Genomic DNA, 18,874 nt, shown 5'->3' with positions numbered 1-18,874 from the left:
AAAGCTGACTGTCAGTAGCTAACAACCGACGGCCGATAGCCGCTACTCATTCCTGAGGCTTTTTACCGGATCCATCGTCGCGGCCCGGAAGGACTTAAATAACACTGTCAGCGCGGCTATGCCCAGGGTAATAAAAATCGATAATGCGAAAATCCATGCGCCGAGCTCTATCCTGAATTTGAAATCTTTCAGCCAGCCGCGCATAAGCCACCAGGCAACCGGGGCCGCGATGCAAAATGCAAAAACGATCAGCAGCACAAACTCCTTTCCGAAGATCCACAGGATCTGGTTGATGCTGCTTCCCAGCACTTTGCGGATACCTATTTCCTTTGTTTTTTGTACGGCCATAAACGACACCAGCCCGTAAAGTCCCAGACAACCAATGAAGACTGCTATCGAAGAAAAAATCTGGATCAGGGTCAGCATCAGTGCCTCTGTATCGTAAAATGAGGCAATCTGATCATTCAAAAACTCGTACTCATAAATTTCGTCAGGGTGCGTTTTCGACCAGACTTTTTCGATAGCTGCCATGGTTGCAGGCATGTTGCCAAGATTGATTTTCACTGCATAGCTGGCATAGCGGTCGCTGGCAGAAGAAATACATATCGGGTTAATGTCTTCATGAAAGGAAGTATCATGAAAATCTTTTATCACGCCTACGATCAGCCCGGTCATATTTCCGTTGACCCGCAGCTGTTTCCCCAACACTTCTGTTGAAGATGCCAGATTTAGTTTTCTGGCAAATGTCTCATTGACAAGGAATTCCCTGGTTGTGTCAGACGGAAAAATATTCCGGCCTGCCAGAACCTTCAACCCGAAAGTTTTGACATAATCCTGATCTGCGGGACGCATTGTGATCCGGAAAGCCTCTTCTTCCGAACGGTTGTCATAATACGGTGTAGTACCCCAGTTGTTGTCGGAGGCGGGCGCGTCGAAACAAAGCGAAACATTTTCGACGCCCGCAATTTGCTGGAGTTGGTTTTTTACCGTTTTGGCTGCCCCGGGTTCAGATGCGATGGGTAGCATAACGACCGCATCCTTTACGAAACCAAGGTCCGACTGCTGCGAATAATGCATTTGTTTCGCGATTACGATCATTCCGATGATCAGGATCTGGGAAATCGCGAACTGCGTGATGATCAATGCCCGTCTGGTGTTAAAGCCGCCAATGTTCTGCTGGGAAAGTTTGCCTTTCAGCGCCATGATCGGCTGGAAACGGGCGATAATCAATCCCGGGTATGAGCCTGCGAAAAGTGTAACCAGAACCATAAGTCCGGCCAGGAACACAAAGAGCTGCCAGTCGGAAAGGAAATCAAGCCTGATCCGGGTTTCAAACAGCTGATTGAAATAAGGCAAGACCAGCATTGTGATCAGGACAGACGCCAGTGTTGCTATGCCCGTGATCAGTGATGTCTGTGCAATGAACTGCCAGAAAAGCTGCCCGCGGCCACTGCCCAATACCTTTCTGACTCCTACCTCTTTGGAAAGTTTCAATGTCTGGGCCGTTGCCAGGTTGATGAAATTGACACAAGCCGTGATAATGAGAAAAGTGCCTATTACGCTCAAAATCCATAGGTTTCGTTTCTCCATCGTGCCGCCATATCTTGCATTGAAATGAATATCTGAAAGCGGCTGAAGCTTGTAATGATGGACATTTTTGCTTTCGGGGCGGTACCTTTTTACATAAGCCGGAAACACCTTTTCAACCTCGCTGACCGCAATGCCGGGCCGCAGTCTGACATAACACTGCATGGAACTTTGTATACCTCCCCAGGAATCGTCACTGGCAAGCCAGTCATTGTACTGTTTCAACGTCGGATAAGAGACGAAAATCTCTGCTTTCTGATCCGTGGTTTCGGGTAAATCCCGCAATACGCCTTTGATCGTTACATCGATCCGGTTATCGAACCGAAATGTTTTATTGATAACATGGGTTGAGCCAAAATATTTTTTCGCGATCCTTTCCGTCACAATCACCGAGTTGGGTTCGGCCAGGGCAGTTTCATAGTCTCCTTCAGAGAGTGGGAAATTGAATATGTCGAAGTATTCAGTTTCCGCAAATGCGACCCCCTCCTCTTCTTTAAACTTCCTGACCTCGTTGCCGGTTTTGACAGAAATCAGCTGCTCGTTGAAACTCGCAATACGCGCCACTTTTTCGGCGAAGGTATAATCGTTCCGGAACACCTTGCCAAGCGGGCTGGGCACCGAGCCTACATAGGCGATATCGTCGCGGTGCATCTCGGTAACGATGCGGTAAATATGATCCGACTTGCTGTGAAACCTGTCGAAACCCAGGTGGTATTTAACGAGCATGAAAATGAGCATCGCGCAGGTAATGCCCAGCATCAGCCCCGATACATTAATGATAGCGTAGGCCTTGTTTTGCCTGAGGTTCCTAAAAGCAATTTTGAAATAGTTACGTATCATGGCATGGCTGAATAAAAAAGGTTGCGGGTACTCTTTTGATCTTTTATGTTTTGCAAAAGGTCGTAATAACCTGACTACAGTGAATATATATTTCCACCTGGCTTTCCTTAATCCGACTGCTCCCACCCAATAAGCATACATTTCCAGCAAATCACCCTCCGTTTCTTCCAAAGTGTCAGGGTCAGCGAACCAGCGGAAAAGAGCGGTTATCCAGCGGGGAGGAAAGTATCTCATCATTGACTCATTCACTCATTCAATCATTCAATCATTCAATCATTCAATCATTCACTCATTCAATCATTCACTCATTCAATCATTCACTCATTCAATCATTCACTCATTCACTCATTCACTCATTCACTCATTCACTCATTCACTCATTCACTCATTCACTCATTCACTCATTCACTCATTCAGCTCTCCCCTATCCTCCCATCAACTGCAGCGTCTGCGGTGGCAATGCATTCCATAATTCCTCACGAACCTGTTTTACCTCCTGAAGAGCCTTCCGGCCAAAAGCCGTAACTGTAAAAAAGCGTTTGCGACGGCCGCCGCGCTCGGCAGTTGCGCCGCCCATCTTCGACGACAACAGCCCCTTTTCCTCCATGCGCTGCAAAGTGGTATGAACTGTACTGAAACCGACGGACCGGCCGGTTTTCTGTTCCAGTTCCTGGGTGACGGTAACGCCGTACGCCTCTTCTCCCAGAATGGCTACGGTCAGCAAGACCACCTCCTCAAACTCTCCCAGAAAGGTCCGTTTCATAACAAAATTTTATTTGATCCGATAATGTCGATCAAATGCCATGCCATTTTTAAAAAACAGGCTTACCGGATCTTAATGACCATTCTTGATTAAAACAATGAAATAAAAAATGTCCGCTTTCGAACAACAGACGTGCCAAAGCGGACAATAGAAATTTACAGTTATTAAATCCTTATTCTGTCTTCAGGCTCCTCACCGGATCGAGCAAGGCCGCCCTGAATGCCTGAAAACTGACCGTTAGCAGGGTCAGCAAAATCGTCCCCAGGCCGGAAACTGCAAAAATCCACCAGGAAATAGTTGCCCGGTATTCATATTTCATGAGCCACTGATCCATAAAATACCATGCTACCGGGCTGGCTATGAGCAGGGAAATCACGATCATCGCAACAAAATCTTTGGAAAGCAAAGCCCAAAGCTGCGAAACAGACGCTCCCAAAACTTTACGCACCCCGATTTCCTTCGTACGCTGTTCGGCCATGAAAGTTGCCAGTCCGAAAATCCCCAAAAGGCTGATCAGGATTGCCAGTGCGGAAAATACCTTTACAAGCTGCGCGATCCTGTTTTCCCGCCAGAATTTCAACCCAAACTCGGCATCCGCAAATTTGATATTGAAAGTCCCGCCCGGATCGTATTTTCCCAGAACGGCTTCCACCTTCTTCACCGAAGTTGCAATGCTCAATTCAGGATTCAGCTTGATCGTGATAAATGGCAAGTTGGCGTTTCGACCAATAAAAACTGTGGGTTTCACCGGATCAAACGGAGAATCCATGACCACATTTTGGGATAGCCCCACGATCTGGTAATTCTTGCCTTCGAACCGGATCGTTTCTCCGACCGGATCTGCAAAACCCATCCGTGTAGCTGCCGCTTCATTCAGAATAACGGAAGCCGTGTCGAGCGAAAACTTCCGGTCAAAATCCCTGCCTTTGACTATTTTCCAGCCAATGGTCTTGCCAAATTCCGGCGTGACCGAGAGCGTAACAAATTCTTCCGCGGTATTGGAAGGCTTGCCCCGCCACTTTATCTGGGAATTGCTATGCCACCATTCCGAAATGGGGCCGTTCGCCTCGGCCATTTCCACAATAGCCCCGGAGTTATGCATATCCTGCCGCATTGCGAAAAAATGTCCGGACAAATCCGGTGAACTTTTCCGGATCTGGATCAGGCCGTTGGTATCGTAGCCGATCGGACGGTCGCGGGCAAACCGTATCTGCCGGTTCACGATAGTCATGGCAATGATGAGAAATATCGAAATACTGAACTGAAAAACGACCAGCGCCTTCCTGGAAAAAATTTCCGTCCTGCTGGTTTTCAGCACGCCTTTCAGGACTTTCACAGGTATGAAGGACGACAGATAAAAGGCAGGATAACTGCCCGATATCAAGCCGGTAAGGATGATAAATGCAAGAAACGGAACCCAGAAATACGTATGGTGCCACAAAAATGTCAGCGACTTCTCGGAAATCTGATTGAACCAGGGCAATGCCAACCGCGCAACCAGTAACCCGGCAATACCGGACAGAACGACCGTCAGGAAAGTCTCGACATAAAACTGCCGGACCAGCTGACTTCTTTCGGAACCCAGGGCTTTCCTGATCCCCACCTCCCTGGCACGGACTTCGGAGCGGGCCGTACTCAGATTCATAAAATTGACGGCAGCCAGCAACAAAACAAAAACGCCGGTTAAACCGAACCCGACAATACTCTGCAAGCCGGTACCGATATTGACCCCATTTTTAAACTCCGGGTACAGATGCCATTTCGACATCGGATAAAGAAAAAGCGCAGGCCTGGATTCGTCTTTTGTAACCTCAAAATCCACATTGCTGATTTTGGCAGAAACCTCTTCCACATCAACATGAGGTGCCATTTTTACATAAATGGGATAGGAATTCGCCGACCAGTCCGTTTTGGACTTTTCGACCCATTCCTCCATTTTGGCATACGTTTCAAAAGAGCCATAAAACGACACATTCCGGAAAGTGGAATTGACAGGAATGTCTTTGTATACTCCGGCCACTTTCACATCGATTTTCTGATCAATTTTTACAATTTTCCCTACCGGGTCGGCATTAGCAAAAAGGCTCTTACTCAAAGATTCAGATATGAGAATGGAAGACGGGTCAATAGGGAAAGTCGTGAAACCCTTTACCAGTTTGAGATCGAGGATCTGCTCTCCGCCGTTTTCCATAAAATAGCCACGCTTAACGACCGTAGTTTCTCCTGATTTCAGCGTACGCTCCGCACCATAGGAAGAAACCACGATAGCATCAAAGTAACCGCCGTAAGTTTCCCGCAGTTTCGCCCCCAGAGGAACAGAATTGGAAGTTTCTGTATGGATCGTCCCGTCATAGGTTTTGTTTTTCTGAACAAGCGCGATCCGGTCGAAGTTGCCATTATACGCGTTGAAAGAGACCTCGTCATAAACCCAAAGCCCTACCAGCACTGCAACCGCAATCCCCATCGCCAGTCCGGCGATGTTCAAAAAAGTATAAAGTTTTTTCTTAACAAGGTTTCGAAGGGCGATTTTTAGATAATTTCTTAGCATATTTTTTTGAAAGGAAAAATGGAGGAAGGGGAAGAAGGGAAGAAGGGGAAGAAGGGGAGGAATGGACTACGGAGGAAGGGGAAAAAAACGAAAAAAAATCCTTCCATTCTCCCGTTCCTCCTTACTCCCCCTATTCCGTCTTCAACGTTTCCACTGGATTTTTTAAAGCGGCTTTTATGGATTGATAACCTATTGTTGCAAATGCGATGAGGATGGATATGGCACCGGCGGAGGCGAAAAACCACCATTGGATATCGATACGATAGGCGAAATCTTTCAGCCATTTGTCCATAAAATAGTACGCAACCGGGCTGGCGATAACGATCGCGATCATGACCAGTTGCAAAAAATCCTTTGATAACAGAGTTGTTATACCAGCCACCGAGGCACCCAGAACTTTACGCACACCAATCTCCTTCGTGCGCTGTTCAATAGAAAAAATAGCAAGCCCAAACAGCCCCAGACATGACAGGAACACGGATAACATGGCAAATGTGGAAGTAAGATTAGCCGCCAGCTCTTCCCGCTGGTAGAACCTGGCGATTTCTTCGTCGTAGAAACTGTGCTCAAATACATTTTCCGGAAATTGTTTCTGCCACACCGCGCTGATCTGCCGGACGGTGGACGGACTCAAATGTCCCAGCTTCACAGCCGCATACCGGTAATATTTTTGTGTCGGAAACAGCACTGTGGGCTCGATGCCGGAATAGAGGTCCGTATTGTTAAAATCCGATAACACACCTACAATGATCCCGGTCTTGCCAACATCCCCTACCAGCAAACGTTTGCCCAGGGCTTCGTCCGGTGATTTCAGGGCCAGATCTTTCACGAGTTTTTGGTTAATGAGCAATTCACGTATCGTATCGGAGGCAACCGGGTTCCGTCCCGCCAGCAGCTTTAATCCGTAAGTTTTCACATAATCCTCGTCTGCGATCCGTGACCGCGCGACAAACTTCTCCCAGTCCCTGTTCTCAAATTTGATACTTCCGCCGCTGCTCATCTGAACCGAAGGAGCGGTCCTGAAAAACGACATGCTTTGGACGTCTTTCAGCCTCAGGATTTCATTTTTCAAAGCCGTCTGTTTGCTGCGGTCATTGACGGGCAGATTGATATGCAGAATAAGATCTTTATCCAGCCCCAGATCCTTGTTTTTGATATAATCAGACTGTAAAATGATCACCATCGAAACGGCCATCAGCACGAACGAAATGCTGAATTGCGCTATCACAAGCCCCTTTCTGACGGAAAACCAGTTTCTGTCCACCGGCTTCATCAGTCCTTTGATCGCACGCAGTGGGTTAAAGCGGGATATAACAATAGCAGGATAGATCCCCGCCAGCACGATAACTGACACAAGCAGGACAAAAATGAAAAGTGGAAACTTATAACTGGCCGTAATACCGGCAGAAAGATCAACCCCGAGCCATTCCCGCAGTACCGACGACATTGCTCCTGCCAGCAAGAGCGAAAGCAGAAATGAAGCAAAAGTAAAAACCGTCGTTTCCTGGATAAAAAGCCAGAATATCTGCGCCTGCGATACACCGAGTACTTTTCTCACCCCAACCTCCTTGCCGCGCTTGAATGATTGTGCAGTGGAAAGGTTGATAAAATTAAAACAGGCGATCAGGATCAGTAACACGCCCACAGTTGCCAGCATAAAAATCGTACTGTACTTGATTTTCCCCCCGTAATCAATGTTGAAATGAACGTCGGAAAGATCCTGTAAATGATAATGAAAAACCTTACCGTCAGGGCCGTAATATTTGTTGGCAAATGCGGGCATTTGTTTGTCAAAAGCTTTTTTTTGCTGACTTTCATGCAGAGTAATATAGGTCTCGCGGGTGCTTTCAATCCATCCCCAATCCTCATATCCATATTCCGGGACGATTTTTTTCAGTGTGGGGAGCGAGACAAAAATGTCTTTTTTGATATCCGTCTGCTCCATATGGTCTTTCAAAATACCCGCAACAAGCAGGTTTTCAATGCTATTAATCCGGATATATCGCCCAACCGGATTTTCGCTGCCAAAATATTTTTTTGCAAATTTCTCTGTCAGCACCACCTGATTGGGCACATCCAGCGCAGCGGAGCTCCCTTCAGTCCATTCATAATCAAATATTTTAAAAAAATCAGCATTGGTAAACGCCGCCGATTCTTTTTCCAGGAAACGTTTCGGATTTTTATCCCCGCCTACTGCCACAGTTAGCTCTTTGTGAGCCAGATAAGCCGCATTCTCGACATGGCTGAACTCCTTTTTTAAAGTCTGGTGCAGCAGGTACGCCGAGCCTTTTTCCTTCTCCACCGAACCATCTTCCAAGTGAAGGTCCACCACGACCCGGTAAATCCTGTCAGCCTTTTGATGGTGTTTGTCAAAACCCAGATGATAGCTGACAAGCTGAAAAATAACAATCGCCCCCGCCATACCAATAGCCAGCCCGGCGATATTGATCGTCGAGTAGGTTCGATGTTTTACGAGGTTCCGGAGCGTGAATTTCAGGGTGTTTGGGAGCATTGTTTTTCTTGAAAGGAGAAAAGGGGGGAAGGAAAAGGGAGGTAGGAGGAAAGGAAATAATTGTATGGACGTAAGTTTTTTCCCTTTCGTCCCTTTATTCCCCTTCCTCCGTCTTCCCTTACTCCCTTTTCAGCGCCTTCACCGGATCGGTCAACGCTGCTTTGATGCTTTGGAAACTTACTGTTAATAATGCTATCATAATTGCTAAAAGGCCGGTTACTGCAAAAACCCACCATTTGATATCCACTTTATATGCAAAATCCTGTAACCATTTGTTCATGGCGTACCACATGACAGGTGTTGCCAGAGCAATGGAAATGAGTACGAGCACCAGAAATTCTCGGGACATCAAACCGATTATACTGCCAATGGAAGCTCCGAGTACTTTACGGACACCGATTTCCTTTGTACGCTGTTCGGCAGAAAAAGTAGCCAGACCGAATAACCCCAGACAAGCGATAGCAATTGCGATCAATGTAAATGAAACCACGATACGCGATGTGCGTTGTTCTTTTTCATAATTCATTTGAAAATCCTGGTCCAGAAAAGAAAACGAAAACGGCGTATCCAGGTTCAGCTTTTTCCAGGTTTGTTCAAAACTTCCCAGAAGCTTTTCATAATCATCGGCATTGACGCTTGCAATCAAATACTGATGGTTGTCCGTAATACCCGTTACAAGTCCATAGGGCTTGATCTCCTCGTGCAGGCTATGGTAATTAAAATCCTTCACTACCCCAACGATCCTGATTTGCCGACGCTTGTTCGACAGTTCAAAATAAAGATTTTTCCCGATCGCATTTTCAGGAGTGAAACCCAGTTGTTTTATGGCTGCTTCATTGAGAATGATACTGTTGGAATCGGCTGGAAAACGCCTGGAAAATGTTCTTCCGGAAAGTATCTGCAAACCCAGTGTTTCGGGATAGTCGTCCTCCACCGATGCGAAATGTACATCCACGGCCTCATGAACCGTCTCGCCGTCTTTATAAAAAAGCAAATCTTCCACCGTTTTGATCCCGGGATAAGCAGATCCGCTGGTCACCGAAACCACATTGGGATTTCTCAGTATTTCTTCCCGTAAAACGCTGTAATTCTTAGCCGCTTCGCCGCTTTTCAAGGGTATGATTACCTTCTGCTCCTTGTTGAATCCGAGGTTCCGGTTTTGGATAAATGATAATTGCTGCCAGATAATAATCGCCCCCAACACAAGCATGATCGAGATCGTGAACTGAAAAACAACCAGTCCCTTTCGCAAAAACGCCGCAGAAATATGGCTCGTCAGCCGGCCTTTCAGCACGCTTACAGGTTTGAAAGAAGACAGGTAAAATGCCGGGTACAAACCGGCAAGCAGCCCGGTGAAAAGGGTTATACCGGCTATCCAGATCACAAAATCCGGGTTTTGCAGGATAGCCAGTTTTTTGCCGGTCAGGTTATTAAAAAATGGCAGCGACAGCCATATCAGCACCAGCGCCAGGCCAAGCGATAAGAATGCCATAAACAGCGATTCGCCTAAAAACTGATATACCAGCGACTGCTTTTCAGCCCCCATCACTTTGCGAACGCCTACCTCCCTGGCGCGTTTTTCGGATCGTGCTGTGGAGAGGTTCATGAAATTAATGCAGGCGATCAGCAGCAAAAACACAGATATCGAGCCAAAAATGTAGATATAGGTCATGCTTCCGTTCTGTGACAGCTCATTTCCGATATTCGATCTGAGGTATATGTCCGGCAGCGGCTGCAGAAAAAATGTTTTAGAAATACCCATTGCTTTCAGGTCCGCTCCTCCGTTGCGGTTCAAAAAACCCGGCAGTTTAGATTCAAAAACCTGTGCATCCGTGCCCGGCCGCAATTTTACGTAAGTATGAAAAATATTGTTGACAGCCCAGTTGGTTTGCTGAACAACCCATCCGCCAAGGTCATTGTTTTGCATGGAGAGCAAAAAATTTGCCTTCAAATGGGACTTACCATCGTTTTTAAAAACGCCCGTAACGGTATAATTAAAATTGCCGAAAGGAAGCCCGACGCTGATGACCTTTCCTACCGGATTTTCGCTGCCAAAAGTTTTATCAGCCAATGTTTCAGAAAGGACGAGCGTATTGGGGCGGTTCAGCGCATTACCGGGATTTCCATATTTAAAATCATAGGTGAAAATCTCAAAGACCGTAGAATCGGCGTAGTATCCGTTGGACTCGTAAAACTGTTTCTTTTCGGTTCCGTTTTCGTATTTCAAGAACATCTTTTCCATTCCCAGAAACTTCAATATCCGCGTCACCGACTCCACTTCCGGAAAATCGTTTTTTAGCCCTCCCGCCACAGGCCCCGCGAGTGCCGCCCAGCTTTCCACCTTGGTTTTCATCGCTACCCGGTAAATCCGGTCCGCATCCTTGTGATGTTTGTCAAAACTGAGCTCATCGGCTATAAACAATATGATGAGGAGCGAAGTAGCCAGCCCAAGAGCCAACCCGAAAACGTTGATCCCGGTGTAAACCTTATTGTTCACCAGGTTACGAAAAGCGATTTTTATGTAGTTATGGAGCATTGTTTTTTTGGCTGTTTTGCAAGTTTGGGTATAAAAGGAATAAATGGATGAAAGGGACGAAGGGGAGGAAAGGGACAAAGGGAACGATGGAGGATTAAATATTCAACCACCATCTTCCCTTTCCTCCTTCCTCCCTTTATTCCCTTCTCCATTCATTCAATCATTCAGTCATTCAGTCATTCACTCATTCACTCATTCACTCATTCACTCATTCAATCATTCAATCATTCAATCATTCCCCCTCAGGCTCTCCGCCGGGTTCATCATGGCTGCGCGGATGCTCTGGACGCTGATCGTGACCAACGCGACACCCGTCGAAACGGCGCCCGCAAGGACAAAAACCCAGGGTTCAATGTCGATCTTGAATGTATACTCACTCAAAAACTGTTTCATCAGGTACCAGGCTATGGGGGAAGCAATTGCGAAGGCAACCAGTACCAGTTTCAGAAAATCTTTTGATAACAAGTTGACAATACTCGCTCCCGTGGCGCCCAATACTTTGCGAACGCCAATCTCCCTGGTGCGCTGCGTCACCACAAACGACACCAGCCCGAACAAGCCCAGACTGCCGATCACAATCCCGATCGCCGCAAACAGTTTGAGGAAATTGGTCAGCTTCTGTTCGCTTTCGTAAAAGCTATTGATATCGTCTTCCAAAAACGAAGGTTTATAGTAGTTGTTTGGAAAAATCGCCTTCCATTTTTCCCCTATGTGGGTGAGCGCGGCCGTTTTTTTATTGGGATCAATACGGATACTTGCCAGTTGAAAATTCCAGCTTCCATACATATACACATGCGGTATCAGCTTGCTTTTCAAGTCTTCCGAATTGTAATCCTTTACCACTCCCACAACAGTCGTTTTCATTCCCCATACTTCGATCCTACGTCCCAATACCTGCTGTGGATCGCGGTAACCAAGATCCCTGGCCGCCTTTTCATTGATCATGACGTCGGTATTTTCAACACTTGTCCCCATTCCTCTGGTGGTATCGACGGCAGTCAGTTTTCGTCCGGCCACGAGCGGAATGCGGAAAAAAGCAAAATAATTTGTGTCGACATGCTGGATACGGAAAGTTTCCCCGCCGTCGGGCAGGTTCGGATCCGACACTGCACTCCACCAGTGGTTTCTTTTGCTGGCCGGCGTTGTAAGCCCGAAAGCAACTTCCCGGATTTCAGGATATTGCATCAATTCCTGCTTGAAACGTTCGCGGATATGGCTGCCGCGGTCCGGCATAGCTACCGTTACAATACCACTTTTATCGAAACCAAGGTCTTTTTCATAAAAATACCGGATCTGCCGGATACCAATCAACGTACATATTACCAGTACCTGCGCGATCACAAACTGCAATGTTACCAAACCAGAACGCAACGAAATCCCACGCCCGACCGGAACCGATTTTGTACTCTGCAGAGCTCTTTTCGGCTCAAAACCGGAAACGACGATAGCCGGGTAAAATCCTGCCAGAAAAGTCACGACCAGACCCAGAACTATTAAAAAAACAATGGTGCCGGCACCCCAAACCTGAGATTCGCCGGCCTGTGTGTTGAGCAGTTGCGAAGAAGAACCTATCAATTTAGAAGCCAGCAGACTGCCCATCAGAAGTGCTGCAAAAACGAGTATCGCGGTCTCCCCGAAAAACTGGAAAATGAGCCTAGTTTTACCGCTGCCCAGCACCTTGCGCATGGCAATTTCCCGGCCCCTCTGAATGGATTGCACCGTAGCCAGATTGACATAATTGATGCATGCAATGAATATCAGAAAAAGCCCGATACTCGCCAGCGTGTAAATCGTCCAGGCAGGAACAGAGTATTTGAATGGGTCTTTAGTAGTATCAAAATGCATGTCGGCAAGCGGCTGCAATTCGTAGGAAGCAATGGTACTTTCGTCTTGATGGGTTTTGACCAGGTCCGTGAGAATTTTGTTAGCCGGCTCCGGATCAGCTCCTTTTTTCAGCAATACAAATCCCTGGTTCATCGAGTCGCCCCCGCCCCAGTAGTTTTCATTCCTGAATTCTTCCCGCGCTTTTTTCAAAGTTTCCCACGAAATGACCATAGCCAGCGGAAACTCGGAGTTAACAGGCACTTTTTTGATGATGCCGGACACCGTCAGGTCCATATCGTTGTTATACCGGAAAGATTTGCCCATCGCATTACCATTGAACAATTTTCCGGCCGTTTCATCATCGATAACCACTTTCCCGGGCTCACTCAATGATTGTACCGGCGATCCTTCCAGCCAGACCAGGTCCAGCATTTCCAGCATGGCCGGTGGCGCAAAAAAGGAATTTTCCTGGCTGTAAATAGCCGTCCCGATCTTAATGCCTGCCTCATTTTGTGCATAAAGGCTGGCTGCATTTTCCACCCCGGGAAGCTGCTCATTTAAAACCTTGATCACACCATAAGGAACATGTGACTGCTTTTCTCCGAACTTATCGGTGGAGCGTATCCGGTAAATGCGCTCAGCTTTGGAATGATAACGATCAAAGCTATACTCAAACCGGACGATCCAGAACAAAGTGATCGCCACGCCCAACCCCAGCGTCAGGCCGGTGAGGTTAATAAAAGAATAAAGCCCGTTCTTGCGGACATTCCTGAATGCGATTTTTAGGTAGGAGAACATAGTTTTAAATTTGGATAATGGAGGATGGAGGAAAGGGAGGATGGGGAAAGGGAGGATAGAGCATTAATATTTAAATTCTTTGTCCCGTTCTCCCCTTTCATCCCTCCTCCCATCATTCAATCATTCACTCATTCAATCATTCACTTCTAAGACTCTTCACCGGATCCCTCAATGCTGCTTTGACAGCCTGGTAACCTACTGTGCTGATGGCCAGCATTGTTATCGACAGGCCTGCGATCAGGAACACATTTATCCCTATATCAATACGATATGCGAAGTCATTGAGCCACTGACTTAGTGCCCAGGCCGTGAGCGGGAACGCGATGATCATGGCAATGAAGATCAGTTTCAGAAAATCCATCGACAACAGCAAGGCCACATCTCCGACCGTCGCGCCTACCACTTTTCGCACACCTATTTCTTTTTGTCGTCTCTGGGCGGTAAAGGCAGCCAGCCCGAACAGCCCCAGACTTGATATCAGGATCGCAAGCCCTGCAAAACAGGTGGATAACGTACCGATCCGGCTTTCTGCCAGGTACAATGCTTTGTAATTTTCATCCAGGAACTGGTAGTCGAAAACGTGGTCTGCGTGGTAGTCTTTGAAAGCATTTTTTATCCGGGCAATGGTCTGTTTTTTAGCGCCTCCCTGGATTTTCACCATGATATTGGGCATTACCGGGTAAACCTGAAAAAAGCAGGGCTTAACTGCTTCATACAGTGATTCGAAATTGAAGTTCTTTACGACACCTACGATCTGTCTTTCCTGCCCCCAGAATTTCACCGTTTTACCGATGGGATCTTTGAGCCCCATGCTTTTAATGGCTGCTTCATTGAAGACAATTTCATGCTGCGCGTTTTGATTTTGTGAAAAACTGCGGCCCTCTTTGAACTGGATCCCGGCCGTTTCAATGAAATTATATCCTACTTCCAGATTCGAGAATTCGATGTCGCGCCCCGGCTGCTTTCCGGGCCATTCAAACCCTGAAATGGCCCCGTGCTCGCCTGTGAGGGTATGATAATAGCTCGACGCGCTGACCACCCCGGGAAGGTTTTTCACCTCATTGAGAAATGATTCGGAAGATTTCAGGCTGGCAGAATCCATGCCGAAAGGAATTTCGAAATGGATGATATTTTCACGGCTGTAGCCCAGGTTTTTGGTCTGTATGAAATCGATCTGCTTGTAAACAACCAGCACCGAAACGATAAAAATGACCGAAACCGCAAATTGAAATACCACCAGCCCCTTTCTCACCCAAAGCTCGCCTGCGGACGTTTTCAGCTTGCCTTTCAACACCGCCACCGGATTAAATCCCGACAAGTAAAAAGCAGGGTAGCTGCCCGCCAGCAGACCGGTGAACAACGTAATACCCAATACAGATAAAATCAGCCGAGTATTGAGAGAAAGTATGATCTGTTTTCCGGTGATAATATTGAACTGCGGAAGGAGTAAAATCAGAAGTAAAAAGGAAATGAGCAGCGACAGAAAAGCCATCAGAACAGATTCACTCAGATATTGGAATACCAGTGAGCTCCGGTACGCGCCGACGACTTTTTTGATCCCTACCTCCTTCATTCTGCCCGATGCTTTGGCAGTCGACAGGTTCATGAAATTGATGCAGGCGATCATCAGGATAAATACGGCGATGATGGAAAACAATTTCACGTAGGCGATCCGCCCGCCCGATTGCACGCCGTTTTCAAACTGCCCGTGCAAGTATTTGTCGGAATATTTGATTGCAAAAAGCTGCGCGGTAAGGTCTTTGTCTTTTGACTTTAAGTAGTTCCTGATCTTGCTGTTGAACTGATCCGGATCTGTCCCTTTTTTGAGGATCAAAAATGTACTGGGGTCGCTGTTTCCCCATGAGGCCATGCCGGGCCGTTTTTCTGCGAACTGATCAAAATTGAACAGCATATCGAACTTGTTTGTCGCATCTGGAGGATTATTTTTAAAAACACCCCCTATCATATATGCGCCAGTAAATTCGCTCTGGTCCCAATGTATTGTTTTTCCGACAAGATTGTCTTTGGTATTAAACAGCTTCATCGCCAGATCTTCCGAAATCGCGATCGTCTGCTTGTCTGATAGCACACTGTTCGGGTCACCTGAGATGAACGGACATGTGAAAACATTGAAATAATCCTTCCCGATAAACTGACTGCCTGCTTTCAGATGCTTTGCCCCGAAAGAAATGACGCCCTGCGTAGAAAACCAGGATGCCGGAAGGACCGTGACGGCATGCTCCACTTCCGGAATTTCAGCTGCGAGGGATTTGGCCAGAAGACCGGGTGTATGCTCAATGGTATTGATATCATTCTCATGAAAATGATTCGCCATCACCTGAAAAAGCTGACTGTCCTTTTCATTGTATTTGTCAATATGGAGCTCATCACTGATCCACAGATATATCAGCAAAGTACAGACCAGACCAGTCGAAAGACCTATCAGGTTCAGGGCAGTGAACTGGCGTTCCTTCATCAAATTCCGCCAGGCGATTTTGAGATAATTTTGGAGCATATTGTTTGGGCTATCAGCAGTCTGCTATCAGCTTTTTTAATTTTTCAGATTCAATTATTCCCCGTTCCGCCGCGGCTTATTCAGTCGTTCACACATTCAATCATTCAGTCATTCACTCATTCAAAATTCACTAATCCAAAATTCACTCATTCACCCATTCACTCATTCACCCATTCACTCATTCACTCATTCAATCATTCACTAATTCAAAATTCACCCATTCACTCATTCACCCATTCACTCATTCACTCATTCACTCATTCACCCATTCACTCATTCACCCATTCACTCATTCACTCATTCACTCATTCAATCATTCAATCATTCAATCATTCCCCCTAAGGCTCTCCACTGGATTCATCATCGCTGTCCTGATACTCTGGTAGCTGATCGTTACCATCGCTATGCATACGGCCAGCAGTCCGGCGATGACAAAAACCCACCATTGTATGTCTATTTTGTATGCAAAATTGTCGAGCCACTGGTTCATGACATACCAGGCTACGGGCGAGGAAATGACCACAGCGATCAGGACAAGTTTCAGAAAATCCCCTGAAAGCAAAGCCACGATTCCGGCTACGGAAGCACCCAGTATTTTGCGCACCCCGATCTCCTTTGTCCGTTGCTCGGCAGTAAATGCAGCCAGCCCGAACAAGCCCAGGCAGGCGATAAAAATGGCCAGAAATGCAAAAATCGCGGCCATCGTACCTACTATATTTTCGCTTCTGTATAATGTCTCATAACCCGCATCCACGAAGGCATAAGTAAAAGGGAATTTGGGGTTAAACTTTTTGTAAACCGCCTCGATACTGGCAAGCGCTTCTTTGGTTTGTCCCGGCTGTATTCTTACCAGCAAATTACCATAATGACCGTCAGCCAGCCTGATGATCAGCGGGTTGATGGCCTGATGCAGCGAATTGAAATGAAAGTCCTCCACCACGCCAATGATTTTTCCGGGCTTTGACCAGAACGTCAGCGGCTGCCCTACGGGATCTTTATACCCGATGCGTTTCGCAGCTGCCTGATTGATAAGATAATTTGCAGAATCGTTGCCAAAATCCGCCGAGAAATCACGACCGTCCATGACTTTGAGCTTCATTGTTTTCACAAAATCAAAACCGACGGCGGTATTATTGAAAGAGATAGAGGCATCGGGATTTTTACCAGTCCAGTTTACCGACTCGGTAGTATTGCCATTTCCCAAAGGACTGGCATACATGTGTGTCGCTGACTGGATGCCCGACGTCCGGAGTAGTTCCTCTTTGAACACCTGATAGTTTTTCGGCAAATCGCCGTCGAGCGGGATATTGATCAGATTTTCACGGTCATAGCCCAGGTTTTTATTCTGAAAATATTGTAGCTGCTGGTAAATAACGACCGTCCCTACGATCAGGATCAGGGATAACATGAACTGAAAAACAACCAGCCCGCGACGGAAAACCAGATCGCCCGAACGCGGACTCCCAGCTCCTTTCAAAACCTTCAAAGGATTGAAACCGGAAAGAAAAAACGCCGGATAACTGCCAGCAAAAAATCCCGTAAGCACCAGCAGGCCAATAAGATATAACCAGAAGTCGGGCTGATCAAGAGGGATATGTAGTGATTTGCCGGTTAAATTGTTAAAAGCGGGCAAACTGATAGATACCAGCGTTAACCCCAGTATGATCGCAATGATGACCAGTAAAAATGCCTCACTCAAAAATTGGCTAACCAGCGACGCACGCCCTGCCCCGACCACTTTCCTCACACCGACTTCCATAGACCGTTTCACCGACCGGGCCGTGGCAAGATTCATAAAATTGATCCCGGCGATCGCCACGAGAAAAAAAGCAATGATGCTTAACAGTCGAACATATTCGATACGTCCGCCATCCAGGTAGCCGTTTTTGTAATTGGAATAGAGGTATGCATCTTTCTCCGCTTTCAGAAAAAGATTGATGTAAAAGCTTTTGCTGAACTCATCATTGCGGCCTTTGAGAAACCATGTGAGCTTGCTGTCCAATGCAGCCACATCAGCAGCGGGACTAAGCATCAGACGGGTGGCAGGGCCGTAATTTGTCCATTTCTTCAACCACGGTTCCCGATCCAGGAACTCCTGCCAATTGAGCAAAAAATCATATTGGTCAGTTGCATTGGCGGGATGATCCTCGAATACCGCAGTTACCTGCCTATCGATATGGTTATCAAACCGGATGGATTTTCCCAGCGCATTTTGTACCTGCCCAAAATAGGTTTCGGCCAGTTTTCTGGAAATAGCTACACTGCCGGGATCACGCAAAGCGGCCGGCGTTCCGGCCAGCAGCGGGACATGGTATAAATTAAACCAATCGGCCCCTGCAAAATTCCCGGATTGCCGCAGCGATTTGTTGCCGGCGGTCAGCATGTGAGATTCAGAGGAGGAAAAACCCGCTGCGTAAACTACCTCAGGAAAGACCCTTTTGAGCTCGTCTGCGAGTATGCCCGGAGTATCGTCATCAGCGACGACCTTACCATCTGTGAATTCCCTTTCCATGATCCGGTAAAGATGGTCGGCATTTTGGTGTTGCCTGCCGATGCTCAGTTCATCCTGTACCCAGAGGAAAATCAGCATGGCAGAGGCGAGCCCCAGAGCAAGGCCGGAGATATTGATGGCAGAAAATGACAGGTTACGAACCAGATTCCTGCCAGCGATTTTGAAGTAATTTCTGAGCATTGCGGCTTTCGGCTGTCAGCCCGTTAAAGTGACTTATATTTTAAGCTACCGGCATCCACTCCGGTTAGACTCCGCTCAGGACACTCACTCCCCGTTCCACGGCGGCTCATTCACTCATTCAAATAATGCGCCAACTCTATTTTATGGAGTAACATTCTATTATTCAATATATTAAAAAACAAAACCGAACAAAAGGTGTTCGCTATCGGACACGCTTTGTTCGGTTTCGGAAGGAGATTAACCTCCTGGATGTTACGTA

Annotated in this window: 8 protein-coding genes; all 8 read right to left on the bottom strand. The window is 47.0% G+C overall.

Annotated features, from left to right (window positions below; genetic code table 11):
- Positions 1–42 precede the first annotated feature (42 nt).
- Positions 43–2,664, bottom strand: a complete 2,622-nt coding sequence (locus FBF61_RS12295) for an ABC transporter permease (RefSeq protein ID WP_138477514.1) — start codon at positions 2,662–2,664, stop codon at positions 43–45.
- 187 nt (positions 2,665–2,851) lie between these two features.
- Positions 2,852–3,190: a PadR family transcriptional regulator gene (locus FBF61_RS12285; RefSeq protein ID WP_138477513.1), complete on the bottom strand. Its 339-nt coding sequence runs from the start codon at positions 3,188–3,190 to the stop codon at positions 2,852–2,854.
- Positions 3,191–3,362: 172 nt separating this feature from the next.
- Positions 3,363–5,738 (bottom strand): ABC transporter permease, encoded by a 2,376-nt coding sequence (locus FBF61_RS12280; protein WP_138477512.1) that lies wholly within the window; start codon positions 5,736–5,738, stop codon positions 3,363–3,365.
- Positions 5,739–5,868: 130 nt separating this feature from the next.
- The gene (locus FBF61_RS12275) at positions 5,869–8,250 is read right to left on the bottom strand and encodes an ABC transporter permease (RefSeq protein WP_138477511.1); all 2,382 of its coding nucleotides are present in this window, start codon (positions 8,248–8,250) and stop codon (positions 5,869–5,871) included.
- Between the two features lie 118 nt (positions 8,251–8,368).
- Positions 8,369–10,786, bottom strand: a complete 2,418-nt coding sequence (locus tag FBF61_RS12270) for an ABC transporter permease (protein ID WP_138477510.1) — start codon at positions 10,784–10,786, stop codon at positions 8,369–8,371.
- 228 nt (positions 10,787–11,014) lie between these two features.
- Positions 11,015–13,408 (bottom strand): ABC transporter permease, encoded by a 2,394-nt coding sequence (locus FBF61_RS12265; RefSeq protein ID WP_138477509.1) that lies wholly within the window; start codon positions 13,406–13,408, stop codon positions 11,015–11,017.
- 136 nt (positions 13,409–13,544) lie between these two features.
- Positions 13,545–15,923, bottom strand: a complete 2,379-nt coding sequence (locus FBF61_RS12260; RefSeq protein WP_138477508.1) for an ABC transporter permease — start codon at positions 15,921–15,923, stop codon at positions 13,545–13,547.
- A gap of 325 nt (positions 15,924–16,248) precedes the next feature.
- Entirely contained in the window at positions 16,249–18,615 is a 2,367-nt protein-coding gene (locus FBF61_RS12250) for an ABC transporter permease (RefSeq protein WP_138477507.1), read from the bottom strand.
- Positions 18,616–18,874 lie beyond the last annotated feature (259 nt).

Source organism: Dyadobacter bucti, from assembly GCF_005869225.1.
GTDB lineage: Bacteria > Bacteroidota > Bacteroidia > Cytophagales > Spirosomataceae > Dyadobacter > Dyadobacter bucti.
The sequence above is the reverse complement of the archived record's forward strand: the minus strand, read 5'-3'. Positions and strand labels throughout refer to the sequence as shown.

Excerpts from the sequence above, each read along its gene's own strand:
- FBF61_RS12295 (WP_138477514.1), bottom strand. The coding sequence starts at position 2,664 with ATGATGAGATACTTTCCTCCCCGCTGGATAACCGCTCTTTTCCGCTGG.
- FBF61_RS12285 (WP_138477513.1), bottom strand. The coding sequence starts at position 3,190 with ATGAAACGGACCTTTCTGGGAGAGTTTGAGGAGGTGGTCTTGCTGACC.
- FBF61_RS12280 (WP_138477512.1), bottom strand. The coding sequence starts at position 5,738 with ATGCTAAGAAATTATCTAAAAATCGCCCTTCGAAACCTTGTTAAGAAA.
- FBF61_RS12275 (WP_138477511.1), bottom strand. The coding sequence starts at position 8,250 with ATGCTCCCAAACACCCTGAAATTCACGCTCCGGAACCTCGTAAAACAT.
- FBF61_RS12270 (WP_138477510.1), bottom strand. The coding sequence starts at position 10,786 with ATGCTCCATAACTACATAAAAATCGCTTTTCGTAACCTGGTGAACAAT.
- FBF61_RS12265 (WP_138477509.1), bottom strand. The coding sequence starts at position 13,408 with ATGTTCTCCTACCTAAAAATCGCATTCAGGAATGTCCGCAAGAACGGG.
- FBF61_RS12260 (WP_138477508.1), bottom strand. The coding sequence starts at position 15,923 with ATGCTCCAAAATTATCTCAAAATCGCCTGGCGGAATTTGATGAAGGAA.
- FBF61_RS12250 (WP_138477507.1), bottom strand. The coding sequence starts at position 18,615 with ATGCTCAGAAATTACTTCAAAATCGCTGGCAGGAATCTGGTTCGTAAC.